The sequence below is a fragment of the Sphingobacterium hotanense genome, assembly GCF_008274825.1.
Lineage (GTDB): Bacteria > Bacteroidota > Bacteroidia > Sphingobacteriales > Sphingobacteriaceae > Sphingobacterium > Sphingobacterium hotanense.
The window spans coordinates 4227761-4254347 of sequence record NZ_CP030848.1; the positions used below are offsets into that span (position 1 = coordinate 4227761).

Sequence of the window (26587 nt, forward strand, 5' to 3'; positions counted from 1 at the left end):
CTAGAATTATTCTAAATAGCAAAATGACGCAATCAGAAAAAAAAGCTACACATTCAGAAATATTGGGCATCCCTGAAGCCACCGACGAGCATAGCATTATGGCTCTAGGAACAGAGATGTATTTCACGGTGCTGGAAGGAAGGCAGCGCTTTTCTTTCAATAGCCCCGTGGATGGTTATTTGAATGTACTGATTGCCGAAAACTCCACCAATGTAAGCTTACAGGTACGACAGCAGCAATATATATTGCATGCGGATGAAAACCTGCTCAAGCACCTCCAAAAAGGAACAGCAATTGACGTCAAAAGCCTCTCCTCCGACTGCACCCTACTCCTCCTTATCATTCCAAGCGAGAAGATACTGTCTTTCCACAAAACCTATTCGGAACAGGAAGAGCGCTTCGAAAATGGTTTATTAACCAAATCAGATAAGCGCATCAGTCTAGCTGTAAATCAAATCATTGATCTATACGCTGCCGATTCTTTTATCAACCAACTGCGCGTGCAGTCGCTCCTGTTGGAGACCATTGTCCATCAAATCGAAGGCCTATACGCCGAAAATGAGAACAAAGAACTGATCGCCAACAAAAACCATTACGAGAGAATTGTGCTGGTAAAACAGTTGATCGACGAAGACATCTCCCAAAACCATTCGATATCCAGCCTCGCAAAATATGCCGGCACCAACGAACAGTATTTAAAGCAACATTTCAAGCAATATTACGGAAAGACCGTCATGAACTACATCACCGAGAAAAAGATGGAGCATGCTAAGTCCCTAATATTGACCGGCAAACATCGCATCTCCGATGTTGCCCGCATGACCGGCTACAAACACTCCACCCACTTCACCACCGCCTTCAAAAAGTATTTCGGAATTATCCCAAATTCCCTGAGATACACCTTCCTCGTTGCGCACGAAGGAATAACGGAAATGGTAGATATGTTAGGGAAAATTTCTTTATAGATATTAGACATTGTCTTAGATAATAGATTTTAGACATTAGAGTATGGCGGCTAGAGATAGGTGCCATAGGTCTTATTACTAAGTACTAAACTGATATATGAATTTGTAGAATTATAACTGCGTGGAATAAAAATCAAGAAGACCACAACTTTGTTTCCATTATAGTATTAATTATAGAACATAATTATGGAAAAATTTTGTGGTCTTGATGTACATAAAGATAGTGTTTTTATGTGCGGTTTAAGTGAAAACAACGAAAAGTATGAAGAAGTTTTTAAAACTTTAACCCCTGACCTTGAACGGCTTCGTGACACGCTTGTTGATCATGGTGTCGGACTCGGAGCCATGGAGAGCACCAGTATTTATTGGTACCCGTTATGGAATATTCTAGAATCGGATTTTGATGTTAAATTGATCAATCCACTGTTCATCAAGCAGGTTCCTGGAAGGAAGTCCGATGTCAAGGATGCCGAGTGGATCGCTACGGTATTGATGAAGGATCTGATTAAAGGGAGCTTTGTTCCTCCAAGCATCATCCAACAATTGCGGCTTTACAACCGTAAGATTACCAAGCTCAACAAACAATTGCGTCGCAGTGAACAGGAAATGGATGAGATGCTTCAAAGATGCAACATCCGTTTGAGCAATTACGTCTCTGATATCGGCTGCAAGTCCATGAAGAAAGTTGTTCAGGCTATCGCTAAGAATCATTTGAACCTGGATTATTTATTGAGCTTGGTCCATGCTCGGATTGTTAGGAAGAGCGGCGCGGAAACGATCCGAGCTTCGCTTACAGGAACATTCACTTCAGTAGACATCGAGATATTGAGGATGATCGTGGAGGATCTCAATTTCCACCATGATCAGCTCGAATTCTGCAAGAAAGAGTTACTGAAGCTATGCTATCAGCATTTCAATCTTCAAATGGAACTATTGGTGACCATACCTGGAGTGAAAGAGCACGCAGCTGCCTGTACCATTTCTGAAATAGGGACGGACATGAAATTCTTTACATCGGCAACAGCCTTAGTAGGCTGGACCGGTCTTAGACCGCGGAACGACCAAAGTGCGGGTAAGATTAAAGGAAGAAAGACCCTACACGGAAATAAATATCTTCGCTTAATGCTCGTACAATGTGCTTGGGGAGCATCCAGAACAAAGGGAAGCGCTTTTATGGCGCGATATCAACGATTCAGAAAAAGAATGCACCACAACAAAGCGCTTATAGCAAATGCTAGAAAGCTGTTGGTGATAATTTGGAACATATTAGCCAAAAAGGAACCCTATTTTGCTCAGGCAATCTAGCAGGCCTTTTAAAGGAAAGTACCAAGGCCCTAGTATTTATGGTGGACTATACCCCGATTTCTAAACTGGCATAATAAGGAACTTTCTGGCAAGAAATTGCGTGTGAGCTAAAAGCTCGTAGAGAAAATTATTATTATTTAAAAGCGAACTAGGCAAATGCCTGGTAAAGCAAGACTATGCCTAATCAAATAGAAACAAGCCTTTAGATGATCTTTAAAGGCTTGTTCGATTAGTATTTATAGAGGAAATACTAAATACTACTTCTGAACCAAGGATACAAGGATGGACAGGATCTGTACATACCTGCTGTTACTGAATAGCATATGACACCCCTTTCTTACCCATATCATAGCCAATTCGGAGCGGTTATGATTGGGGTTTGAATTGGGTTTGAGATGGGAGTAAGTAAACCAGTTTACGACTAGGTCAAGACAAAAAGTACCGAAAAGTATCGTAGTGAATATTTAACCTTTAAACCCGATCCTACCAATCCTTTTATCCTTCCTTTCCTGGTATTCAAGACAAACTTTCCCTTCTTCAAATCAAAACATCCTTCCTTCAAAAACATAAAAGCAAAAAAAACGCCCAGAAAAACAGGGCGCCATACTCTTATATCTAAAATCTTATATCTAATCTAAAATCTAAAATCTATAGCTCAACGTCGTAGTAAAACTTCTTGGCGGAATAGGATTCACGCTATAGTTTTCGTGTACATAGTAGTTAAACTCATTGCTGATATTGCTGATCTTTCCGAGAATACTCCAATTTCTGTAGGTATATCCTGCGGAGAAATCAAATGTTGTAAATGGATCGATTGGAATTACACGATCTTCACCTTTGCTTTCATTGATTTTAGTATTGTTCCAGCCGGCGTTACGCTTTCCGGTGTAGTAGGTTGAAAAACCTAACTTCAGGCCTTTTGCACCTCCGTTTTGGATCGTATAGAATAACGATGCATTTCCTGTATGGGCTGTAGTTCCTACCAAACGAACGCCTTCTACGCTGCCATTATCATTGGTTTCCAGATAGCGCATAAAGTTATAAGCATATCCACCCATGACCTCTAGGCCGTCGATAATCGTACCGGTGATATCTAGGTCTAGGCCGTCAGAAGCGGTTTTTCCTGTAAATTCCTTCATGTTTGCATCCGGAACATTTCCGCTCTCATCCATGATGGCTTGCGCAAAACGATCGTTGATAATACGGTACCACGTTAGATTTGCAGTCAAGCGGCCCGCGAATAGTTCATTTTTCACCCCAGCTTCATAATGGTCGATAATGGAAGGGCCCATTGGTCTGAATTCGCTATCATAACCCGAATTCGAAGTGAAGTTATTGGCGTAACTCACAAAGAAGGAAGTCGATTTTATCGGTTGATAGATCAAAGCGAATTTCGGTGACCACGCGCTTTCCTTTTTGTCTCCTAACAGCTGACCGTCCTTAGTTTTGTTCTCAACGACATAGGATGAATCTTTAGCATAGTCATAACCCTCCGATTGTTTATTCTTTTGTTCCGTATAGCGAATACCTACTAACACTTTGAATTTATATGTCAGGCTTACTAAGTCCTGAGCAAATACGCCGTAGCGATAGACATTGGTTGCCGTTCTTGTTTTCAGATCAGTCTTCGGTATATCCGTTCTTGATTTATAGGAATCCTTTTCAAAAACGTTGATTTCATCATATGCTGTGGATGGTTTCGAAGGATCGGCACCTGCATAGATATTGAATGCATAGTTTTTTGCGTTCGACTGATCGAAATCCGCGCCAACCAACACCTGATGTTTGATCGTACCGGTATATACTGTACCTGTTAGGTTAGCTTGTTGGTTGAAAGTTAACTCCTCCGACTCGGTTCTGTTCAATGCACGTGAAATTGTACCATCAGCCTTAGCTTGGATTCGTTCCGCGCCGAAGTAGTTTCTGTTGTATTGTTGGTAGCTAGCGTTCAAGTCGAGTTTCCAATTGCTGGAGAAGTCATGCGAAAAAGCCAACTGACCGTTGCTGGAATTCGTCTTATTGTATGCCCATTCCGTATTTAGGAAAGTGCTTCTTCCAACACGATGATCGATCTTCCCGTCGACTGAACCAATTCCGAAGTCCGGCGTGAAATCACTTTTTAAGTAATCGAACATCGCATTTAATGTTGATTTCTCTGAAATTTTATACAATAAGGACGGGTTTACATAAAAACGTTTGCTCTCTACATTATCTCTATAGCTCTCCGCGTATTCGCCGGTCCCCACTATTCGGAATGCTAATCGATTACTTATCGGGCCATACACATCAACGATAGGCTTGTATTGATTGAAGCTGCCGACACGCATAGATACCTCTCCGCCGTGCTCAAACTTTGGCTTCTTGGTTACCAAATTGACGACAGCACCTCCCGATACACCACCATATAATAAAGCAGCAGATCCCTTCAGGATCTCCACGGATTCTAACGTACTTGCTTCGATAGATCCCCCATTATTGGTTCGTGCGCCATTCTTAAAGATATTATTCGATCCCAAGCTATAACCGCGAGCATAGAAATTTTCATTCACCCCTCCACGGTTAGCTCCCAAAGCAACACCATTCGCATTTTTCAAAACGTCACTCAAGCGGTTCACCTGCTGATCGCGGATAACTTGAGAATTGATAATCTGTACCGATTGAGGCAGATCGCGCACTAATATGCCCCCCTTGCCGACCGCCAGTTTCTTGTCGTTCACCGTATGATACCCTACAACATCAACACTATCAATACTGTTATGATTATCATTCAATACTAATTCAGCAATTCTTGTTTCCAGTCCTTCCGGCTGCACCTGTATATTACGAGATTCATAGCCCACCGCACTCACAACAAGAACAAACTCGCCCGGATGTCCGATGTATAATTCAAAATGACCACTACCGTTCGTTTTGGCAGCATAACCATTCGATGAAATATTAACTTCAGATAAGCCCTTACCCTTCGGATTAACGACCTTTCCTTTAATTGTCGTCTGCGCCATCACAGTAGTTCCAGCGGATAGCATGAATAGTAAGGTTAATATTTTAGTAATTCTCATGTTTATTTGTACTAAATCTAAATAAAGTACAAATGTAATCCCTCGATATTTCAGAAAAAATAAACATTCCGCTAAAAACTTTAATAATCGGAAAAAGTGAGTAGTAGTTAGTATTTAGTAATGCGAATTAAGGGTTGAAATATATTGGAAAAACCTTCTTAAAAAGAGGGTTGAAAACTTGTATAAAAGCCTGATTATCAGTATATTTATAATGTTCCTTACGCATTATTAAACAACATGATCAATCAGGCCAAGGCTCTAAAATTAATAAAATTATACCAGTATGTGTGTGATAAATATGACAGTGAACTGCAATATTACTGTCAGCGATTTTCAAACAATAACAAACCTGACTTTACTGATCAGGAGGTTTTGACCATCTATTTATTCAGTGTGCACGAGGAACAGCGGCTAAGGATCAAGCAGATCCATAAATTCGCCTCGGATTATCTGATGGATTGGTTTCCCAAGCTAACTTCGTACGTAGCATTCAACACCCGTATCAACCGCCTTTTTGATGTTTTGAGATCTCTCTGTCAGTCAGTTATAGAGGACTTTGCTCCAGAAGAGTGCTCCAGAGAATTTTCCCTACTGGACTCTATGCCCATCATAACCTGCAGTGGGACTAGAAGAGCAAAGGTAGCTCTGGAGATAACGGATAAAAGCTTCTGCTCAACGAAGAGGCTTTGGTATTTTGGATTAAAACTTCATGCGCTCAACAGCTATAACAAATCCACGCTGCCTCGTCCGGAAAGCATAGTAATAAGCAAGGCATCTGAAAGTGACCTGAACATATTTAAGGAGAATTGGGCATCCATCGCAGGTAGGACGTTCTTTGGTGACAAGATATACCGTGACGCCCCATTCTTCGAGTGGTTTTATAAAGAAAAGAAATCAATTATGTATACCCCGATAAGGGAAACCCAAGGAAAGCCGGATTGTTTAAAAAACAGGGATCGTGCTTATAATGATCTGTTTTCAAGAGCAGTATCTAGGGTAAGACAACCAATCGAATCCTTTTTTAATTGGATAAATGAAAAAACACAGATACAAAACGCAAGTAAGGTCAGATCTACCAAAGGACTATTAGTACATGTGTTCGGTAAATTAACAGCCTGTTTCATAAAGCCTATTTTCAACCCTTAATTCGCATTAGTAGTTAGTATTTAGACCTATGGCTGTTATAGATTTTAGATATAAGATTTTAGATATTAAAGCATTGGCGATTGAGTAAAGTTTTTGTCTTGAACCTTTGGTCTTGAAAGGAAGGATTAAAGGATTGTCAGGACTTTTTGTCTTATACCTTTGGCCTTGACAGGAAGGTCGTCTTGAACCAGGAAAGGAAGGATTAAAAGGATGAGCAGGATCTTGTTATTCCTTTTATCTTTACTTTCCTGGTTCAAGACAACGCCATCCTTCCCTCCAAAAATATAAAAACAAAAAAAGCGCCCAGAAAAACTAGGCGCTACACTCTTATATCTAAAAACTAATCTCTAAAAAAAGGGATACCACTTCTGATATCCCTCTTAATATACTCGAGTTATGTATTCGACCATAGGTCTAAATACTAACTACTAAATACTAACTACTAGACTAACTACTACCCTAAAATTTCCATCTCACAAAAGCTTCGATAGCTTCGTAGTTCGCTAAACCAAGGTCATGGTATAGGCCTGCGGTTTCGCTAGTGCGGTCTTCGGCACGCACCCAGAACTCTCTTGGATCGTCTCCTGGGAATACAGGAAGGTCTTTTTGTGATTGGTGTTTAAAGATCGCTAGGCGCTTGCGTTTAACCTCTTGTGGAGATAGTGGAACGGCCATTTCGATCTCGTGGATTGGGTATTCATGCCATGCTCCGCGGTATAACCATAACCAGCAGTCTTTTGTCCATTCGTCAGTTTCGCGAAGGCGTAAGATTGCTGCTAATATGATATCGAAACATACTTTGTGTGTTCCGTGTGGATCGGCAAAGTCACCTGCAGCAAAGATTTGATGAGGTTTTACTTGGCGCAATAGCTCCATGGTTTGTTGGATATCATCTTCGAAAGATACTTCCTTCGAGAATTTACCACGGTCGTAGAACGGTAAGTTCTGGAAGTGGATATTCTCATCAGGTAATCCCACAAAGCGTGCACCTGCAATCGCTTCACCTTTACGGATTAAGCCTTTGATTGTACGGATAATCTCTGGATCTACTTGATTTGGTTTTTTGATCTTAAAGAACTCGCGTGCTTCGTTATAGATATTGGTAGTTACACCATTATCGTCATCGATTGCTACAGCGAAGTCCTGAACGAACTCTAAGTAACGCAATACATCATCATCCCATACAGCTGTATTTCCAGATGTTTGATACGCCACGTGTACATTATGTCCTTGATCTGCTAAGCGGATGAACGTACCGCCCATAGAGATGACATCGTCGTCAGGGTGTGGTGAGAATAGGATTACGTTCTTTCTTGCTGGCTCAGCGCGCTCCGGGCGGTTTGAGTCGTCAACATTTGGCTTTCCACCTGGCCATCCGGTGATTGTGCGTTGTAGCTCGTTGAAAATACGGATGTTGATACTATAAGCAGGGCCTTGCTCGGTAATTAACTGAGCCATACCATAGTTATTGTAATCATCATCTGTAAGCTTCAAGATTGCTTTCTTCAAGTGAAGAGACAACCATACGACCGCTTTCTTAACCAATGTGTCTTCCCACACAACGTCGTGTGCTAACCATGGAAGGTTAAAACGCGTCAATGCGGATGCTGCGTCTGTATCTAAAACAAACTCCACATTATCAGACATCTGTAGGTAAGTTGCTGGAATATCTGAAGAGATTTCGCCTTCTACTGCTTTCTTAACAATTTCAGCTTTCTTCTCATTCCACGCCATTAACACAATCTCTTTTGCTTTGAAGATAGTGCCCACACCCATTGTAATCGCTTTTGTTGGTACATTTTCCTTACCACCGAAGTCGCGAGACGCGTCTCTTCTAGTAAGGTCATCTAAGGTTACCAAGCGAGTACCAGAGTTAGGAGCAGAACCAGGTTCATTGAAACCAATGTGACCTGTACGACCAATTCCTAAGATTTGGATATCCAATCCTCCGAAACTAGAGATCTTTTGTTCGTAAGCTATACAGAATGCCTGTACATCTTCTGGCGCTAATGTTCCATCAGGGATATTGATGTTCTCCTCAGGGATATCAATATGATCGAACAATTGTTTTTTCATGAAAGCCACGTAGCTTTGCTCTGCATTAGGAAGCATCGGGTAGTATTCATCCAAATTGAATGTTACTACGTTCTGAAAACTTAAACCTTCTTCCTTGTGCAAGCGCACAAGCTCTTTGTAGACTTTAACGGGCGTCGCACCGGTAGCTAATCCGAGTACGGCCTTTTCCCCTTTTGCCTGCTTATCAAGGATGATAGCGGCAATGCGTTGAGCAACTTGGATAGAAGCTTCATCTTGAGAGGGGTATACCGAGACCGGCACTTTCTCAAAACGGGTTTCCTCTAATAAATTTAATCTTGCCATTTAAATTGAAAAATACCTTAGTGAGTAACAAATTTACTAATAAATTGGGCTGTTAGCGTAAAATTTGCAATTTCTTTTGCACAAATATGAAATTTCTCCGTAGGTCCAAAATGCTCAATTGTAAAATTCATAATTAACACCTAAAAATTGGCGCCTTTGAATAAGTGTGTTATCCGCTAAGAAACAAAGTTTAAATTTTTTTGACATTTCATATTCTACCAACTTAGTAGCATATCCTTATATTTGAGCATAAAACAGATTCAGAATGAAAAAATTACTATTCATATTGGCGTTTGTCCCGACTTTGCTATTTGCTCAAACGAAGGAAGAGCTAATCGCAACGGTAAAAGCAAACCCGAAGGATGTGCAGACCTTACAGACTTTACAGCGCATCGGAGTCTATGATCCCAATTACAAGGAGCTTCAAGGCTTATTTAAGAAGCTGGATAAGAAAGTACGCAAAAGCAACTCCGGGAGATTATTTGAACGATATTTAGATGCGCTGAAGAATACGCAAGTGGGCAAGAAAGCACCTAGCATTACACAATTAGACCTTTCGGGCGAACCTTATGCTCTTTCAGATTTAAAAGGCAAGTACGTCTTGGTAGACTTTTGGGCATCTTGGTGTCCGCCCTGCCGCGAAGAGAATCCTAGGTTAGTAAAGACCTACGCTGAATTTAAAGATAAGAACTTCGAGATCCTGGGAGTATCCTTTGACAAAGAGTTTGCAAACTGGGACAAAGCGATTAAAGATGATAAGCTGACTTGGAAACATGTTTCGGATCTGCAAGGATGGAATAATTCTGCCGGCCAAACTTATGGGGTGAAAGCTATTCCTCAAAACATCCTAATTGACCCTAATGGAATTATTATCGCTAAGAATCTACATGGCGATGCTTTAAACGCAAAACTTCGTGAGGTATTGAAATAGGCGTTAAATACAATAAATAGAAAAGCCGATGCTGTTTGAAAGAACATAAGCATCGGTTTTTTATTTTGTATTTGTCTGATCAGTCTAGTTGATAGGCTACCACCGAATTGCTGTTGAAGGTTGGAACATATAAGATTCTATCCTTTGGATTATAACCAAGGTCAGCAGTATTCATCTTGCCTTGTACATCAAGCAATTCCGTTACCTGTCCCTGCGCTGTAATGTGATAGATCAATCCTCCCCAGCAAGTTACCAGGAAGCTTCCATCACCTACTGGCTCTAATCCATCTCCGCCTAGCTTTAATCCCTTCGCAATGACTGTTTTGTTAGCTTTTCCATCTATCTTCCATAATTCCGGGCCCGCCATCGCATATAAGCTGCCATCAATAACACGTAAGCCATTTACATTAGGTACATCGCTCATAAATAGCGTCGGACGGTTGTTATGTAGCTGGTAAATCTTCGCATCACGGGTGTCTGAGACATAAACTTTACCTGCGCGATCAACCGCAACGTCATTTAAGAACTTCGACTCCGGAATCTTAATCTGATTGATTACATTCCCTGTGATAATATCGACAACAACGACCTCATTGATGTCTGCAATATATAGTTGATCTTTATAGAGCGCCATTCCTTTAGGTGCATTTAAACCTTCCACCCAGGTTGCATTTTTCATAGATCCATCCAAATTGAGAATAGCAACCCCACCTTTGCCATCGGCCGTAGAGCCATCGCCATCAATTAATGTTACGAAAAGTTCAGAACGCTCCGGAACGTATAGGACTGATTCAGGAACAGGCAATTGTTCCTTGGACTCCCACAGTTGGGTAAGTTTCTTCTGCCCGAAAGCAGTACATAAAGAGAAGATAAGGGCTAGAGATAGTGCGTATTTCATCATCGTTAAAACATTAATATTTATCAAGTTACAAATTAAATATACTTAATTATACCATTTTTATAGACATTTTGTTTTAGAAAACCGTATTTTGAATTTCATTTTACAATGGCATTAACCAAAACCCTTAGACATGAGAACATTTCTTGATGACAACTTTCTTCTGCACAGCTCGGTGGCGGAAGAATTATACCATCAATATGCGAAGGACCTTCCTATTATCGATTACCACAACCATCTTCCTCCGGATCAGGTAGCTGCTAACAAACAATTCGACAATTTAACCGCTATCTGGCTATACGGCGATCATTATAAATGGCGCGCAATGCGTGCTAACGGTGTAGATGAGCGATTCATCACAGGTGATGCATCTGATCAAGATAAGTTTAGAGCATGGGCGAAAACTGTGCCTTACACAGTCAGAAACCCACTTTATCATTGGACGCACCTAGAACTTCAACGGTACTTCGATATACATGACCTCCTTACGGAAAAGAATGCCGACGACGTCTATGAAGCCGCTTCTGCCAAGCTACAGCAGCCAGACTTTGCAGTAGATGGCTTGCTGAATAAGATGAACGTGGAAGTAATCTGCACAACGGACGATCCTATAGACAGTCTGGAGTATCATCAAGCTTATGCACAAAGCGGTAAAAAGCTGAAGATGTTTCCTGCATTCCGACCGGATAAAGCAATGAGTCCTGAGAATACAGAAAGCTTCAATCAATACATTGATAAGCTGGCCCAGGTATCGAATCAGGAGATTAATAGTTATCAAGATTATCTGGACGCGCTGAAAGCGCGACACGACTTCTTCGCAGAAAACGGTTGCTGTGTCTCCGATCATGGCCTTAGCCATTTATATGCTGATGATTACACCGAAGCTGACATTAAGAATATCTTCGCAAAGATTAGACGCAAAGAACAGCTAGGCGAACATGAAATCAATCAGTTCAAGTCAGCAATGTTAGTGCAGTTTGCAGAGTGGGACCATGAGAAAGAATGGGTGCAGCAGTTCCATGTAGGAGCATTCCGGAATACCAATGCAAAAGCCATTAAAACATTAGGCGCTGATACCGGCTATGATAGCATAGGTGATTATAAGCAAGGCGAAGCACTTGTGAAATTTCTAAATCGTCTCGACAGTCAAGACACTTTAGGGAAAACCATCCTTTACAACTTAAACCCCATGGATAACGAGCTGTTTGCAGCTATGGGTGGAAATTTTAATGATGGAAAGACGATTGGGAAGATGCAGTTTGGATCGGGATGGTGGTATAATGATCAAAAGGATGGGATGACACGCCAGATAACTGCGCTATCGAATATCGGTTTGATCAGCCGCTTCGTAGGAATGCTAACGGATTCCAGAAGCTTCCTATCCTTCCCTAGGCATGAGTACTTCCGCCGTATCCTTTGTGATATCTTCGCTGAGGATATCGTAAAAGGCGAACTACCACACGACATGGAATGGATAGGCAAGATTATTCAGGACATCTGCTATTATAACGCGAAGGCCTACTTCCCATTTAAATAGCATCGATTCTTAGAATTTAAGACCGTTCAATATTTAACCATTTAGGTACCGGAGGTGGTTCATATTGTTCCATCAAATCGATTAACTCATCGATATTGTCTGCATATTGAAGCATCTTTTGGTTTTCCACCTTCAACAGTCCTGTATCCACCATTTGCTGGATGAACTGGATCAGGTGGTCGTAGAACCCATCCACATTCAAGATTCCCACCGGCTTCTTATGCAACCCTAACTGAGCCCAGGTAATCATTTCGAATAATTCTTCCATTGTCCCGAATCCACCCGGCAAGGCGATAATACCGTCGCATAGCGCATTCATCTTCGCTTTACGCTCATGCATGGTATCCACTTCGATGAGTTGCGTGATTCCCGAATGCCCAATTTCCTTGCTGTTCAAAAACTGTGGAATAACTCCCACAACTACCCCACCATGTTCCATAACACTATCAGCAACAGCGCCCATCAGCCCCACACGTCCACCACCATATACAAGTTGGATATCTCGTTCTACAAATGCTTTCCCTACAGCCTTTGCAGCATCAACAAAGGAATTCCCGAAACCCTGACTAGAAGCACAGAACACTACAATTTGCTTTAATTTCATAGAACAAGTATAGGAATTAGATTTTAGATATTAGACATTAGATTTTAGACTAGAGTATGGCGCCTATCGCTAGCCGCCATACTCTAATGTCTAATATCTTATATCTAACCTCTAATCAACAGAAAGGCCCCAGGTGGAGAACCTGCGGGCCTTTAACTTAACTAAACATTGAAACAAAACTCTTTTTATTAGTTCGCTCTTTCCTTTTCTTCGTTACTTGAATCGCGACGGCGAATCTGTTGTTTTAAGTTACCGAATTTGTAGGTATATGTAAGACGAACGGATTGATTATCATTATATTGACGGATTTTTGAATTAAACTCTTCGAAGTCAGTGTCCACATTATTTCTGTTCGACCGGAATACATCGCTCACAGCAAGCTTTAACGAGCTTTTCTGATCTTTGAAATTATAATTTAAGCCTAGGTCTAAGTTTATACGGCCTCTAATCTTGTATACATTATATATAAACGGCGTATTTCCATTAATATTGGCTTCCGCAGAAAATTGATTGTTCAATTTAAAGGTATGCATACTGTTTGCTTGGATGAAAAACGACCCTAAGTCTGCATAATAGCCAGCAATTGGCCCTTTAAAGTGCATGTAGATACCCGTAAAATTATTGTTCATGCTCCAGAACTTGCCCACACGATATGGGATATTCATGTTCAAGTATGAAGTTACGGACTTAGCTAAGTTATCACGCGTAATCCAAGTCTCGTTTGTTTCTTTATTCTGCCCCATACTCTCGACCATCGCATCGTTGGTGATGTCGGTGCCTAACGTAAAGTTGAACATCTGCATCAGTGTGTAGTTCAAAGAGAAACCATGTGTATACTGTGGATTTACATATGGATTACCTTCCTGGAACGTCAATTTATCGATATAATAACGGAACGGATTCAAGAAACGATAGTTCGGACGGCTGATCTTACGCGCATAGCTTAAGGTCAGGATATGATTAGGACTAATGTTGTATCCTAAGTTTGCCGAAGGAAAGAAGTCCAAGTAGTCGCGTTTCACGCGAGAATCCTTCGTAATGGAATGACCATCTGAGATCGTATATTCAGCACGGACACCTGCCTTTGCTGTCCATTTACCAAATTCCGTACTGTAATCCACATATCCGGCAGACACCTGTTCTGTATACACGAAATGATTAGGTCTACCCTCGTAATCTTCCCACTGACCGCCGACAAAGCGCTCAAATCCAAGGTCGTTATCCGACTTCACGTTGCTATATTTCAAACCAGCCTCTAACTTCCCTTTTTTGAAAGGCTTCACATAGTCTAATTTGGAAACATAAATATCAATATCAACCGGCATGCTGCTACGCTCTCTTTCTTCAGGGCGCAATAATCCTCCTGTTGGGTTTTCCGTTGTGTAGAAGTAATCGACATCAGTTTTCGTACGGAACATACTCCAGTCGAAATCGAAAGTCAACTTGCTGCCCATTGTATCGATCTTATATTCATTATTGAAGTTCGCTGAATAGCGGTTAAACTTCGCTAAGCTGTAAGAGTTAGCTCGCATAATCGAATCCGTCACGTTTAATGAGGGGCCGATGTAGGAAGCACTCAAGTTGTCCCCGTCTTCTTCGTTGTTGTTTCCGGTAAACTGTACCAACATCGTATTCTTTTCAGAAGTCTTTTGCTCTATACCAAAGCGATAGTTATGGTTTTTCTCTCTTTCAATCAAACCGGCTTGCTGATCAAAGACCGTAGACTTGCCATTATTAGCAATCGTTCTTTCCAGATTCAACTCCGTTTCGCGTTTATTATCTGTGTAAGCATAGGAACCGAATAGCGTAGTATTGTTCTTTTTATAATTCAGATTCAACGAGCTATTTCCTCTAAAATGATTACCATGAGCAGCACTTGCTACGAACGAGCCATTGAAGCCTTCCGTATTATTCTTCTTCAAGACAATATTAATAGTACCCACGGCACCTTCGGCATCATCCTTAGCTTGTCTTGTCGTTGTTACTTCCACACTTTTGATCTGCGCAGCATCTGTAGATTTTAAGAAGGTAGCCAATTGCTCGCCCGTCATAAAGGTCTGGCGGCCATCAATCGTGACAGTTACCCCTTGTTGCCCCATCAGTTGCAAATTATCGTCCTTATCCACACTTACGCCAGGAGCACGTTTTACAACTTCCAATGCATTATTGCCGGCTGCTAGCGTAGAATTCTCTACATTTAAGATCAACTTACCATCCTTATTCTGAATCATGGGTGCTTGTCCACGAACGGTAACTGTTTCTATAGCTTGGCTCGCTGCGGAAAGCTTAATCTCAGGGACATTATAGGCAGATTCACCTAAATCAAAGTTTGCTGACCTGCCATTGGCAAAACCTACGGAAGAAACCTGAATATAGTAATTCCCTTTTGGCGCCTTTAATATAACGTAGTTACCGTCTTGGTCGGTCAATGCTGTTTTGATCAATACATTTGACGATGAAGACATCAAATAAACCGATGCCGAAGCAACGGGTTGATTATCTTGATTAACGACTCGCCCTTTAATATCTGCGTCTTGCGACTTTGCTAATGCCTGGTTAAATAACATAACCATTGTTGCGACGATTAGCACAATTACTCTTCCCATTGTTGTTCTTCTTTTGGTTGGTTGTTGAAATAAGTTTCCCTGTCCGGTCTATAAAAGTGTTAGATCGGTTAATAATAATTTACTCTATTGACGATACTAGTTAAGCTTTGGTTGCAGCTGAATTATCTTTTTTTTCAGCTTTATCTTCTAATTCTTTAATTGCTTTCTCAAGTTCTTTGGCTTTCTTCTCTGCAGCCTCTTCTAGTTCTTTGGCTTTCTTGTCGATTTCATCCTCGATATCTTCCGTTTCTTCTTTTGCTTTCTCTTCCGCCTTCAAACGATCATCTTCCATCTTTAGAATACAACGAAGACCGTTTGCCGTCATAATCCATTCCGTAGATTTCGCTTCCTCATCATATCGAGAACACTCCCATGCCGAAATATCGTGAACCTTTGAATGCAAAGATTTGTTCAAAGACACCTTCGTACCGACCGGAAGATAAACGACCATACCTACATGCTGATCTCTGAACTTATCCTGTTCATTCATCGCAAAGTGGCTGTCGAAAGTAACCAAATTCTTATCTTGCTTTACTTGGTAGGAAATACGCGATGCACGATCGGATGCTTCTTTATATGTATTTCCTTTCGCTCTATAATTGTATTGTATATATGGCGCTTGTAATGAATCTAAAGCTTCGAAGCGGATAGAAATATCGCGTTTTAAATAATCGGCTAAGTTCTCACCCTTAACGTTGATATTAAATTTCTTTTTGTTGAATTCCTCGTCCGAAGCTTTTATCACGCGAACATCATTCTCCGTGAATACATATGAAGCGCTCTTATCTAATGGTTTCTCAACACTGATCGTACTCACCTCTTTGAATTCTTGTTGTGTGATAACAACGAAGTATAAGATCATGACAATGGAAACGATCCATGTTGCGAACAAGGTCATGCTCAAGTAGTTGTTCATGCGCTGCACCTTGAACACGATGCGCAACATAATGTAGAACAACGCAAAAGTAGGGATACCGATTGCCATAAATCCGGCTAGTAATGCAAAGAATGCAGATACTGGCGTCATGACTTCTAATGGTGGAATCATGATATCATTCTTAATGCCCAGTAGGTTTAACGTACAGAACACAAAGGTGATAAATAAGCCGATAATTGCGAATCCGAAGCTAATCAGTAAAATGATAGCCAAAAACTTCCCGAACATGGAGAACATGCGACCCAATAGGTCACCTACCGTACGAACGCCTCTGTTAAAATGTTCGCCGGCGCCCGAAAAATTTTCTCCAAGCCCTTTCATTTCTTCATCAAAGGACTTTTTGAAGTTCTGCAGATTGGCCGCTTCTCCACGCATTGCCATTTTATCAGCACGTGTTAATGCCCTAGGCATTACCGCCCATAAAACAACATACAATAAGACACCAGAACCGCCGAATAGGAAGAACAATACAAAGATTATACGAATCCACTTCGACTCAAGGTTAAAATAATGACCTAATCCGGAACACACACCCCCGAAAATGCGATCATCCATATCACGCATTAATTTCTTCGATGTAGCGTAAGAAAATGCCGGTTCGCTGTAGGGCTCCTCCTGTTTTGTTTCTTCAACAGGCTCTTCAAAAACATCACTAGGCTCGCCTTCGGTTGCCGCAGCAAACTGTGGCTCATGTTCCTCGCGAGTATCCTCTTGAAAATCCATATCAAAGTCGCTCACACGACCCATCTGACCAATAACTTCGTTGACATCCTGTACATTGATCACCTCTTTGCGACCGCTTTGAATCTTCTCCGCAAACATCTCCGCAATACGGTTCTCAATATCCTCAAGAATCTCCTTGCTGTCGGCTGTTTTTCCAAAGTGTCGCTTGATCTCGATCATATACGACCGGAGTATTTCGTAAGCATCCTCCTCTATGTGGAAGACTATGCTATTTATATTAATAATTATCGTTCTGTTCATGGCTATATTTAGTTAATTTCTTAGTTAATCTCACGGTCCCCGATTGCGGTTTGTACCGCGAAGACCAATTCTTTCCAGGTCACATCAAGCTTCTGCAGCACTTCAGTGCCCTCGGCCGTAATCTGATAGTACTTACGTGGCGGTCCAGACGTAGACTCTTGCCAGCTGTAACTCAACAAACCATTGTTCTTAAGTCGAGTAAGCAAGGGGTACAACGTACCTTCAACCACTAACAACTCGGCTTTCTTCAATTCGCCGATGATGTCTGAGGCGTATATCTCTCCCCGAGAAATTATAGACAGAATACAGTATTCTAGTATTCCTTTCCTCATCTGGGTTTGTGTGTTTTCTGCTATCATAACAATACAAAGATATATCCTTTGGATGGTACTTTGCAATACATAGTACTATAAAAATTAAAAATAAAATTATAAACAACTGATTTACAGTACAATAATTTTTTACAACGAATTATTCATTACCGGAAAAACATAAAAAAAGAATGAATTCTTTTTAATCTCAATTAAAAAAGCGAATTTTAACGATAATGAATTGGATATTAAATTATGCGTGGGCAATTATCTGGGCGATCTTAATGTGTGTCCTTATGTTTATGCCCGCTACAGAACTGCCTTCAGGAAACTACTTCTGCGGATCCGACAAAATGGTGCATTGCGGAAGCTTCTATCTCCTCACCACATTAATGTTATTCGGTAGTGCGATACAGACAAAACGTAGAGCTGTGAAAATGAAAACCATGTCCATCGTGTTCTTCATCGCGATACTCTTTGTTGCCATTACTGAACTCGGACAGATGTATTTCACCAGCACGCGTCAAGCCGATTGGTGGGATGTATTTGCAGATATGGTCGGAATAGGAATGGCCTTATTCAGTTTCCTATTATTTTATAGCCCTAGAGCACAGTATCAATAATGAAAAGATTCTTTAAAATAGCCTTTGCTGCCGCATTGATCAGCTTCACGGTAAGCTCATGCTCCATCTTTAACAATTGCGACTGCCCATCCGTTCACAACGGAAAAGTACGCCGCTAAGCTTTTGCAATCGTTGCGATAGAAATACGACAGCCTGGAAATTTATCTAGCAATGTATTTCCGGCTGATGCCAAAGTAGCCCCGGAAGTCAACACATCATCAAGCAATAAAATATGTTTGTCATGGAGATCTAATTCGTTAGAACAGCGAAAGATCTTATCCACGCCCTCTGTCTGCTCTAGAAACCAGGTCTTTCTTTGTTTGGGTAGCGTTATGTATAGCCCGATACAATACATCTCTCATCATTGGTTTTCCTAAGCGTTCAGCAATCCCCATCCCAAAATACTCACTTTCGCAAACCGTCGAGGATGAAGCGGTATAGGAATGATGGCATCCACATCGTCGAAATATTGAATCTCCTCCAATAACGTACCATACACATGACCTAAAAACTTCCCTAGCTGTGGTTTATTAGCATATTTCATCTGATGGATGAGATGCTCTACGCGTGAAGACGGACAGAAACGGAGCATGGAAATAGCGCGCTCCACTCTTAATTTTCCCTGCATCAGAATAAAACTCTCATTGTTGGGAATGAGATGATCGTCTGTATAAGGGAGATGAAACAGACATTTAGTACAAATTGTGGATTCCTGATGCAACAATATCCCGGAGCATGCCATGCACACCTCAGGGAAAAACAAGTTCAATACAGCGCTCTTAAAAGCCTTTGGCATTTTCATGCCGAAAGCTAAACAACAAATATCAACAAATATTTACCTTATAATTAAGGTTAGGTTTCTGAACTTTCGGTTTCTTTCTCTTTGATAGCAAGCTGTCCGCAAGCTGCATCGATATCCTTACCACGGCTTCGGCGCACATTGGTCGTAACTCCCTGACTACGAAGGTAATTCGCAAACTGGTCGATCTTATCAGCCTCTGCATTCACAAAATCAGCGAGCGAAATAGGGTTATACTCAATAATATTCACTTTACAAGGAACATGCTTACAGAATCTAGCTAATTCCTTAGCATCCTCCAGCTCATCATTGAAATTATGGAATACAATGTATTCGAAGGTAATGGGGTTCTTGGTTTTAGCGTAGAAATATTTCAAAGCTTCCGCAAGTGCTTTCAGCGAGTTCTGCTCGTTGATAGGCATGATTTCATTACGCTTCGTGTCATTAGCAGCGTGTAGGGATAACGCTAAATTAAATCGTACCTGATCGTCGCCGAGCTTCTTGATCATCTTTGCAATACCCGCAGTAGAAACGGTAATACGCTTTGCAGCCATGTTCAGACCATCCGGTGAGGTGATACGATCAACCGACTTCAGCATATTGCTATAGTTCAATAAAGGTTCGCCCATACCCATATACACGATATTGGTCAATGGGTGCCCATACTGCTCCTCGGCTTGCTTGCTGATTAAAACAACCTGATCATAGATTTCATCGGCATTCAGATTACGCTTGCGATCCATATAGCCCGTAGCACAGAATTTACAGGTCAGACTACAACCAACCTGCGAACTCACGCAAGCCGTCATCCGATCATCTGCAGGTATCAAAACACCCTCAATAACATTCCCATCGTAAAGCGTAAAACTACTTTTGATAGTCTTGTCGGAGGAAATCTGCGACTGACGAACTTGTACAGCGTTGATCGAAAAACGAGACTTTAAGTTCTCGCGCAACGACTTGCTCAAATTGCTCATCTGATCAAAATCAGTAGCCGATTTCTGCCATAACCATTCATAAATCTGCTTCGCACGGAATCCCTGCTCACCCATTTCCACAAGAGCAGCCTTAATCTGATCGAGGCTCAAACTTCTGATATCTACCAATTTTGTTGCTTTTTCCACGGTGCAAAGATAAGTTATTTTTTATCAGTGGAACGTAATTTTGATGCTATTGCTAGAAATCCGCAGTCACACTATTCGATACCTGTGCCTGTTCGCTTCGCTCTTTTTCTCTTCCGAATCATCCGAACAACATAAACCACAGCAGCTACTAATAGCACTACCGGCCATAATCCAATCACGCCCAAAGCCAAGTTTTCAATCAGATTCCACCCGAATGCAAACGCCTCTTTCACCCTTGTCATAAAAGAATTAGACCCCATCGGAAGATTGGCTTTTTCCTCAAAAAGACGAATAGTCAATGTGCTGTAATTCACCTGACCGCTCATGCTTCGTAACACACTCTCGCTCGCATCGATTTCCTCCTGCAGCATCCTGATCTGCTCCTGAATCTCCAGCAAGTCTTTAACCGACTTTGCCGAAGAAACCATCTGCTGATAGCGCTCTAAATAGGCACGCTTGCTCTTTAAGCGCGACTCCACATCGTAATATTGCGTAGAAACGTCCTCCGCCTTCAAACTCTTTTCCGTTATCTTATCCTTACCACGCTCCAACTCCGATAAAAACTTATCTAAATTGGCAGACGGTATACGCACAACCAAGTCATAAGAGGTGTAAGTATCTGCATTGGTTGCCGACTCATTTTCGTAATAGCCCTGAAATTTCTTTAGAGTATTGTCTAAACCGGCCTTGCTCTCCTTAACGTCCTTCGCTTCGATGGACAGCGTCCCGCTACGGATAATCTTTTTCTCCGCAACAGGCTTGACCGGATCGACGGAGGAAACCTGTTCTGGAGAAGACATCTCTGCCGCAATCTTTCCTGTAGCCGCCGCATCCGCATAATCCGCCGCACTCATATGATCCTCTAATGCAACTTCAGCGACCGCTGCATTTTCTCCCTTATGCGCTTGGTTGCAAGAACCAAGCAACAATAATGCACTTAGCATTAACAAATAGACTCTTTTCATAGCTATGTTTTTAGGAGGATGCAGAAAAGAGTGGTTTTCCATAAAGTATCTTTTAGATATTAGACATTATATTTTAGACATTAGAGTATGACGGCTAGAAATGGTCGCTATCTTTTGGCGAAAAGCGGGGGTGTTTTGTTCATTTTGTTCGTTTTGAACGAGAAAGTAAAATTGTATTCGTTTGTTTTGAACATGTAAGGAAAATTTGTTTTGAGCCAGGAAAGGAAGGATATAAGGATGACCTTGATCCAGTTCATCCTTATATCCTTCCTTTCCTGGTATTCAAGACAACCATCCCGAAAACTCTAACCTTTCCCTCTCTCATCAATGGAAACCATAGGTCTTAATACTAAATACTAAATACTATTCAAACCCAATGTAAACCCAATACAAACCCCTATCAAAGCCGCTCCGAAAGGGCTTTGAAAGGGGTTTGTATTGGGTCTGATTTTGTTCAAGTAGACTTATCTTACAACGCAGTCTGCCTAATTATACTTAGCCGACTTCGCTCTAATATCTCATATCTAAAATCTAATATCTAAACAAGTCCTTTCTTCACCTGTGGAATAATCTTATTACCATACAGTTCGATAGCTTTCATCATTTTGCTATGGTCCGGGCTACCTACGTCCATATGTGCTGAGAAACGGGTCAGACCGAAAGTTTCTTGCATTTGGAGGATTTTGTCTACCGACTCGTTGACATCGCCAACAATTAAGTGGCCATGTCTTGAGCGGCCGTAATCGTATTGCGTACGCTGGTAGGAAGGCCAGCCGCGGGAAGCCCCGATTCTGTCCATTTGTGCAGCGTAGAATGGGTAGTACCAGTTTGCAATTTCTTGCGAATCTTCCCCGAAGAAAGAATGCATATGTACGCCGACTTGCATATCCTCACGGTTATGTCCGGAGTCTACAAAAGCTTGTTCATAAACCTCAAACAAAGGTTTGAAGTTTATTGGTGAACCGCCAATAATCGCGAACATCACGGGCAATCCTAATTTTCCGGCACGGATAACCGATTCTGTTGTACCACCTACCGCAACCCAAATCGGCATTTTACCGTTGGTTGGTCTTGGATAGATCGATTGATTGATCAGGCTTGGGCGATGCTTGCCCGTCCAAGTAATAGTCTCAGCGTTATTTAAGCGTGTTAAAAGATTCAATTTCTCTTCGAATAGCGAGCTGTAGTCTTTTAAATCAAAACCAAATAGTGGGAAAGATTCAATGAACGAACCGCGTCCCGCCATAATTTCCGCACGACCATTGGACAACAAGTCGACCGTAGCGAAATCCTGATATAATTTTACGGGATCTGCGGAGCTCAATACGGAAACTGCGCTTCCTAGTTTGATGTTCTTCGTCACCGTTGCGGCGGCTGCTAAGATTATCTCTGGGGAAGCAACAGCATAATCTGCACGGTGGTGCTCGCCCATACCGAAGAAGTCTACGCCTACTTCATCCATCAATTTGATCTCTTCTATGATTTCGCCTAAGCGAACTTGTGTATTCTGTATTTCACCTGTTTGTGGATTTATTTTTAAATCACCAAACATGCCTATTCCTAATTCCATGATATTTCTCCTTAAATGTTAAACAAAAATAGCCTGAATGAACAGGCTATACATTGATATATGTTAAGAAAGATCTACTATCCGTGGATATATTCTTTTTTTCCATAAGATTGGATTAGCTCGCCCTCAAAATCAAGCCATTCTTTCCAACGCTTATCCACATCGACGTCTATCGTATATTTTCTTGCAAAGTTCAAGAATGTTGTATAATGGTTTGCTTCCGATACCATCAGTTCATGGTAGAACTTCGCTAATTCTTGGTCGGCAATATTCTTAGACAATACGCGAAAGCGTTCGCAGCTTCTAGCTTCGATCATTGCCGCAAATAGCAAACGATCGATAAATGCCATATTGCGAGAACCGTCTTTCTTTGCAAATTTCATTAATTGGCCTACGTAATCATCCTTACGCTCTCTCCCTAAGGTATATCCGCGTTGTTGAATAATATCGATCACCATTTTAAAGTGTTCCATCTCTTCGATGGCAATTGCCGTCAATTCATGCACCAAGTCCTCATGCTCTGAGTTCTGTGTGATCAAGGAAATCGCATTCGATGCCGCTTTCTGCTCGCACCAAGCGTGATCTGTCAATATCTCTTCTAAGTTCGACTCCGCAATATTTGCCCAACGGGGATCTGTCAATAATTTTAATCCTAACATAGCTGCTCAAATTATAGCGCAAAGGTACGAAAACAAAATTCATCCGGTGGAATCGTCCTAATTATGTTAATTTGCATCATGGGAAAGCGTGTTTTGATAATCGGGTTAGTATGGCCTGAGCCGAACTCCTCGGCGGCGGGTTGGCGGATGCTGGAATTAGTAAAATGCTTCCTAGCATATGGCTACGACGTCCATTTTGCCTGTGCTGCCGGAAAATCGGAATATTCCTTCCCATTAACTGATTTACAGGTCAGCGAGCATAACATTCTATTGAACGACAGTTCCTTCGATAGCTTCATTACTGAACTCCATCCGGAGATCGTGCTATTCGATCGCTTTATGGTCGAGGAACAATATAGCTGGCGCGTGAAATCGGCATGTCCGAACGCCCTGCTGATTTTGGACACGGAAGATCTTCATAGTATTCGTTTGGCTAGGCAGCAATCCCATAAAAGCAATAAGGAGTTATCAGAAGACTCCTATGCTAATGCTCATAGCCTGCGCGAAATTGCAGCAATACTGCGCTGCGATTTATCCTTGATTATTTCATCCTATGAGATGGAGGTGCTAGGCCGAGTATTTCGTGTAGCCCCTGAGCTTTTGCAATTCTTGCCTTTCCATATTACTGCTGAACAACGCGAAAAACCCGGTTTCCAAGACCGCGCAAACTTCGCTTTTATCGGAAATTTCATTCATGAGCCTAATTGGCAAACCGTACTTGCATTGAAGAAAATATGGCCTTCAATACGGAAGCAATTGCCTGCTGCAGAGCTCCATGTATATGGAGCCTATCCTAGTCAAAAAGTTTGGGAATTGAATAAGCCTAAAGATGGATTTATCATTAAAGGGCGTACGGAAAATGCAATCGAAACGCTGGCACAATATCGTGTACTGCTAGCGCCTATTCCTTTCGGCGCCGGCTTGAAAGGGAAGTTCATTGATGCATTACGAGCCGGGACGCCTTCAATAACAACGACAATTGGAGCCGAAGGATTCTCGAATAATGAGCTGTGGAATGGCTATATCACAGATGAGGATGAAGACTTTGTGGCGAATGCTGTTCAACTAGCTTCCCATGAAAGCGATTGGCAACAAGCCTCGGAAAAGGGAGAGCAACTGCTTAAAGCATTAAATTCAGAAGCGTTATTCTCGGAATTTATGTCAACCATCGAAAAGCTCCAAGATAATTTAGATGCGCATAGGCGGCAAAACATCATGGGGCAGATCCTATGGAGCAATCAATTTAGCGCAACAAAGTATATGTCGCTCTGGATTGAAGCCAAGAATAAAGGGTAAAAAAAAGAGGCTACCCTAATCGGACAGCCTCAATTCTCATCTCAAGTTTATATTTAACGTCTTCTAAATTGAATTGTCGTAGTCGTAGGGCCATCTACACGCTTAAGTGTAAATTTTCCAATGGTAGAAATAATGTTTTCTTGGATTTGATATTCTAAACCGTCAAATTCCATCACTTTCTCTCCTTTCAACAGGTATGGAATCGGATCGGACCAGCTATTATCGGTCCTCATGATGTAAGCATTATTATTTGCTCTGAATTCCATATAAGTGTTTTCCCCTGCACCAACAAGCACTGTTGTTACATCAGCCGCATCTGCGACACTAACCGTCTTAATCACGTCATACCATTTGTTAATACGGATAATGTTTTGCGCTGTATCACGCTCGATACTATCTAGCGTATCCTTGCTACAAGAAGCCAAGCCAATTGCAACAAATAATAGCATCAATACCTTTTTCATAGTCTTATTCCTCTAGTTAAATATTGTTCAATTCGAATGGACAGTTCCAATCATTATGCCAATTAATGTTCACCTTTATTTTTTAACGTTTGTTACATTTCCTTTCAGCAAGAATAATTCTACTTAAAAGCGGTTAAAATAAAGTTTTCTAGTCTTCAGAATTATTTTTCTACAGTTTATTTTTGGCGGCTATAATAGTGCCCGCCTTTATATTTTTGTATGCATTTGCTGTCCTTTTCGAGTTGTATGCTTTTGTTTTTCTTACAAAAAGAGAAGATTTAATTTCATTATCTTTAGCGAAACTTAAATCAACATGAAGACATTAAAAGGCCCAGGTATCTTCCTAGCACAGTTTATCGCGGAAGAAGCCCCATATAATACATTAGAAAACATCGGGAAATGGGTGCAGTCATTAGGATATAAAGGCGTGCAAATTCCTACCAATGACCCCGCGTTCTTCGATTTGCAGCAAGCCGCAGAAAGCAAAACCTATGCAGAGGAGATTAAAGGCAAATTGCAGGAAATAGGCTTGGAAATTACTGAGCTTTCCACACACCTACAAGGGCAGTTGATTGCTGTACATCCGGCATACGATGAGCTTTTTGATGGTTTCGCGCCGGCAGCAGTAAGAAAGAATCCAAAAGCGCGTACAGAATGGGCGACTGAGCAATTAAAATTCGCTGCAAAGGCTTCGGCAAACTTAGGCTTGAATGCACATGCGACGTTCTCAGGTGCTTTGTTATGGCATATGGTTTACCCTTGGCCTCAACGCCCTGCCGGTGTTGTAGAGACAGGTTTCCAGGAACTTGCCAAGCGCTGGTTACCGATCTTAGATGAATTCGACAAACATGGCGTGGATCTATGCTATGAAATACATCCCGGCGAGGATTTGCATGATGGGGTTAGCTATGAGCGATTCCTCGAAGCGACGAATATGCATGAACGTGCTTGTTTATTGTATGACCCATCGCACCTATTGCTTCAGGGCATGGATTATTTAAGCTATATCGATCATTATCATGATCGCATCAAGATGTTCCATGTGAAAGATGCAGAGTTCAACCCGAATGGAAAGCAGGGAGTTTATGGTGGATACAGCGGCTGGGTTGAACGTGCGGGAAGATTCCGTTCGCTTGGTGACGGGCAGGTGGACTTCAAGAGCATTTTCAGCAAGTTAGCGGCTTATGATTACGAAGGTTGGGCAGTGTTGGAATGGGAATGTGCATTGAAGAACAGTGTGGATGGTGCTATTGAAGGTGCTGAATTCATTAAAAATCATATTATCAAGGTGACCGATAAGGCTTTCGATGATTTCGCTGCAACAGGTACGGATGAAGCATTCAACAAAAAGATATTAGGATTGGGAGGATAGTTGTTATGAAGAAAACTTTGATTAGCTACATCGTAGGCGCCGTTCTAGTAATG

The 26587-nt window shown here is 41.5% G+C and carries 22 protein-coding genes; 8 read left to right on the forward strand and 14 right to left on the reverse strand.

What is annotated here, in order from left to right:
• The first annotated feature begins 23 nt into the window (after positions 1 to 23).
• Positions 24 to 965, forward strand: coding sequence for a helix-turn-helix domain-containing protein (locus DSM08_RS17845; protein WP_149527401.1), 942 nt, complete (start codon positions 24 to 26; stop codon positions 963 to 965).
• Between the two features lie 186 nt (positions 966 to 1151).
• Entirely contained in the window at positions 1152 to 2270 is a 1119-nt protein-coding gene (locus DSM08_RS17850) for an IS110 family RNA-guided transposase (protein ID WP_149527402.1), read from the forward strand.
• Between the two features lie 641 nt (positions 2271 to 2911).
• On the opposite strand, the gene DSM08_RS17855 is transcribed toward DSM08_RS17850, so the two are convergent.
• A complete protein-coding gene (locus DSM08_RS17855) occupies positions 2912 to 5329 on the reverse strand; it encodes a TonB-dependent siderophore receptor (protein ID WP_246172347.1) in 2418 nt (805 codons plus the stop codon).
• 237 nt (positions 5330 to 5566) lie between these two features.
• Here DSM08_RS17855 and DSM08_RS17860 point away from each other — a divergent pair, with 237 nt between their 5' ends.
• The gene (locus tag DSM08_RS17860) at positions 5567 to 6475 is read left to right on the forward strand and encodes a transposase (protein ID WP_149524797.1); all 909 of its coding nucleotides are present in this window, start codon (positions 5567 to 5569) and stop codon (positions 6473 to 6475) included.
• 459 nt (positions 6476 to 6934) lie between these two features.
• Here the strand turns inward: DSM08_RS17860 and nagB are convergent, their stop codons facing one another.
• Positions 6935 to 8854 (reverse strand): glucosamine-6-phosphate deaminase, encoded by a 1920-nt coding sequence (gene nagB / locus DSM08_RS17865; protein WP_149527404.1) that lies wholly within the window; start codon positions 8852 to 8854, stop codon positions 6935 to 6937.
• A gap of 265 nt (positions 8855 to 9119) precedes the next feature.
• Between nagB and DSM08_RS17870 the strand changes: the two genes are divergently transcribed.
• A complete protein-coding gene (locus tag DSM08_RS17870) occupies positions 9120 to 9785 on the forward strand; it encodes a TlpA family protein disulfide reductase (RefSeq protein ID WP_149527405.1) in 666 nt (221 codons plus the stop codon).
• Between the two features lie 79 nt (positions 9786 to 9864).
• Here the strand turns inward: DSM08_RS17870 and DSM08_RS17875 are convergent, their stop codons facing one another.
• Positions 9865 to 10686, reverse strand: a complete 822-nt coding sequence (locus DSM08_RS17875; RefSeq protein ID WP_149527406.1) for an SMP-30/gluconolactonase/LRE family protein — start codon at positions 10684 to 10686, stop codon at positions 9865 to 9867.
• Between the two features lie 130 nt (positions 10687 to 10816).
• Between DSM08_RS17875 and uxaC the strand changes: the two genes are divergently transcribed.
• Entirely contained in the window at positions 10817 to 12220 is a 1404-nt protein-coding gene (uxaC, locus tag DSM08_RS17880) for a glucuronate isomerase (RefSeq protein WP_149527407.1), read from the forward strand.
• A 16-nt stretch (positions 12221 to 12236) separates the two neighbouring features.
• On the opposite strand, the gene DSM08_RS17885 is transcribed toward uxaC, so the two are convergent.
• The 4 genes from DSM08_RS17885 to DSM08_RS17900 all read right to left on the reverse strand — a co-directional run bounded on the left by DSM08_RS17885 (position 12237) and on the right by DSM08_RS17900 (position 17710).
• Positions 12237 to 12824, reverse strand: a complete 588-nt coding sequence (locus tag DSM08_RS17885) for an LOG family protein (protein WP_149527408.1) — start codon at positions 12822 to 12824, stop codon at positions 12237 to 12239.
• 188 nt (positions 12825 to 13012) lie between these two features.
• Positions 13013 to 15430: a TonB-dependent receptor domain-containing protein gene (locus tag DSM08_RS17890; protein ID WP_149527409.1), complete on the reverse strand. Its 2418-nt coding sequence runs from the start codon at positions 15428 to 15430 to the stop codon at positions 13013 to 13015.
• 100 nt (positions 15431 to 15530) lie between these two features.
• Positions 15531 to 17351, reverse strand: a complete 1821-nt coding sequence (locus DSM08_RS17895; protein ID WP_149527410.1) for a PspC domain-containing protein — start codon at positions 17349 to 17351, stop codon at positions 15531 to 15533.
• A gap of 20 nt (positions 17352 to 17371) precedes the next feature.
• Positions 17372 to 17710, reverse strand: coding sequence for a PadR family transcriptional regulator (locus tag DSM08_RS17900; protein WP_149527411.1), 339 nt, complete (start codon positions 17708 to 17710; stop codon positions 17372 to 17374).
• Positions 17711 to 17898: 188 nt separating this feature from the next.
• On the opposite strand from DSM08_RS17900, the gene DSM08_RS17905 reads away from it, so the two are divergent.
• Positions 17899 to 18285, forward strand: coding sequence for a VanZ family protein (locus DSM08_RS17905; RefSeq protein ID WP_149527412.1), 387 nt, complete (start codon positions 17899 to 17901; stop codon positions 18283 to 18285).
• Positions 18286 to 18400: 115 nt separating this feature from the next.
• Here DSM08_RS17905 and DSM08_RS17910 read toward each other — a convergent pair whose 3' ends face one another.
• From DSM08_RS17910 to miaE, 6 genes are all read right to left on the reverse strand, one after another.
• A complete protein-coding gene (locus DSM08_RS17910; protein ID WP_149527413.1) occupies positions 18401 to 18640 on the reverse strand; it encodes a ComF family protein in 240 nt (79 codons plus the stop codon).
• An 18-nt stretch (positions 18641 to 18658) separates the two neighbouring features.
• On the reverse strand, positions 18659 to 19087 hold the full coding sequence (locus tag DSM08_RS17915) for a ComF family protein (RefSeq protein WP_149527414.1): 429 nt from the start codon (positions 19085 to 19087) through the stop codon (positions 18659 to 18661).
• Between the two features lie 50 nt (positions 19088 to 19137).
• Positions 19138 to 20208: a 23S rRNA (adenine(2503)-C(2))-methyltransferase RlmN gene (rlmN, locus tag DSM08_RS17920; protein WP_149527415.1), complete on the reverse strand. Its 1071-nt coding sequence runs from the start codon at positions 20206 to 20208 to the stop codon at positions 19138 to 19140.
• Positions 20209 to 20279: 71 nt separating this feature from the next.
• Positions 20280 to 21173 (reverse strand): DUF4349 domain-containing protein, encoded by an 894-nt coding sequence (locus DSM08_RS17925; protein WP_187773910.1) that lies wholly within the window; start codon positions 21171 to 21173, stop codon positions 20280 to 20282.
• 538 nt (positions 21174 to 21711) lie between these two features.
• A complete protein-coding gene (locus DSM08_RS17930; protein ID WP_149527417.1) occupies positions 21712 to 22743 on the reverse strand; it encodes an LLM class flavin-dependent oxidoreductase in 1032 nt (343 codons plus the stop codon).
• A 77-nt stretch (positions 22744 to 22820) separates the two neighbouring features.
• On the reverse strand, positions 22821 to 23402 hold the full coding sequence (gene miaE, locus DSM08_RS17935) for a tRNA-(ms[2]io[6]A)-hydroxylase (RefSeq protein WP_149527418.1): 582 nt from the start codon (positions 23400 to 23402) through the stop codon (positions 22821 to 22823).
• Between the two features lie 78 nt (positions 23403 to 23480).
• Between miaE and DSM08_RS17940 the strand changes: the two genes are divergently transcribed.
• Positions 23481 to 24698, forward strand: coding sequence for a glycosyltransferase family 4 protein (locus DSM08_RS17940; RefSeq protein WP_246172349.1), 1218 nt, complete (start codon positions 23481 to 23483; stop codon positions 24696 to 24698).
• A gap of 53 nt (positions 24699 to 24751) precedes the next feature.
• Here the strand turns inward: DSM08_RS17940 and DSM08_RS17945 are convergent, their stop codons facing one another.
• Positions 24752 to 25162, reverse strand: a complete 411-nt coding sequence (locus DSM08_RS17945) for a putative periplasmic lipoprotein (protein ID WP_149527420.1) — start codon at positions 25160 to 25162, stop codon at positions 24752 to 24754.
• 313 nt (positions 25163 to 25475) lie between these two features.
• On the opposite strand from DSM08_RS17945, the gene DSM08_RS17950 reads away from it, so the two are divergent.
• On the forward strand, positions 25476 to 26534 hold the full coding sequence (locus DSM08_RS17950) for a sugar phosphate isomerase/epimerase family protein (RefSeq protein ID WP_149527421.1): 1059 nt from the start codon (positions 25476 to 25478) through the stop codon (positions 26532 to 26534).
• Positions 26535 to 26587 lie beyond the last annotated feature (53 nt).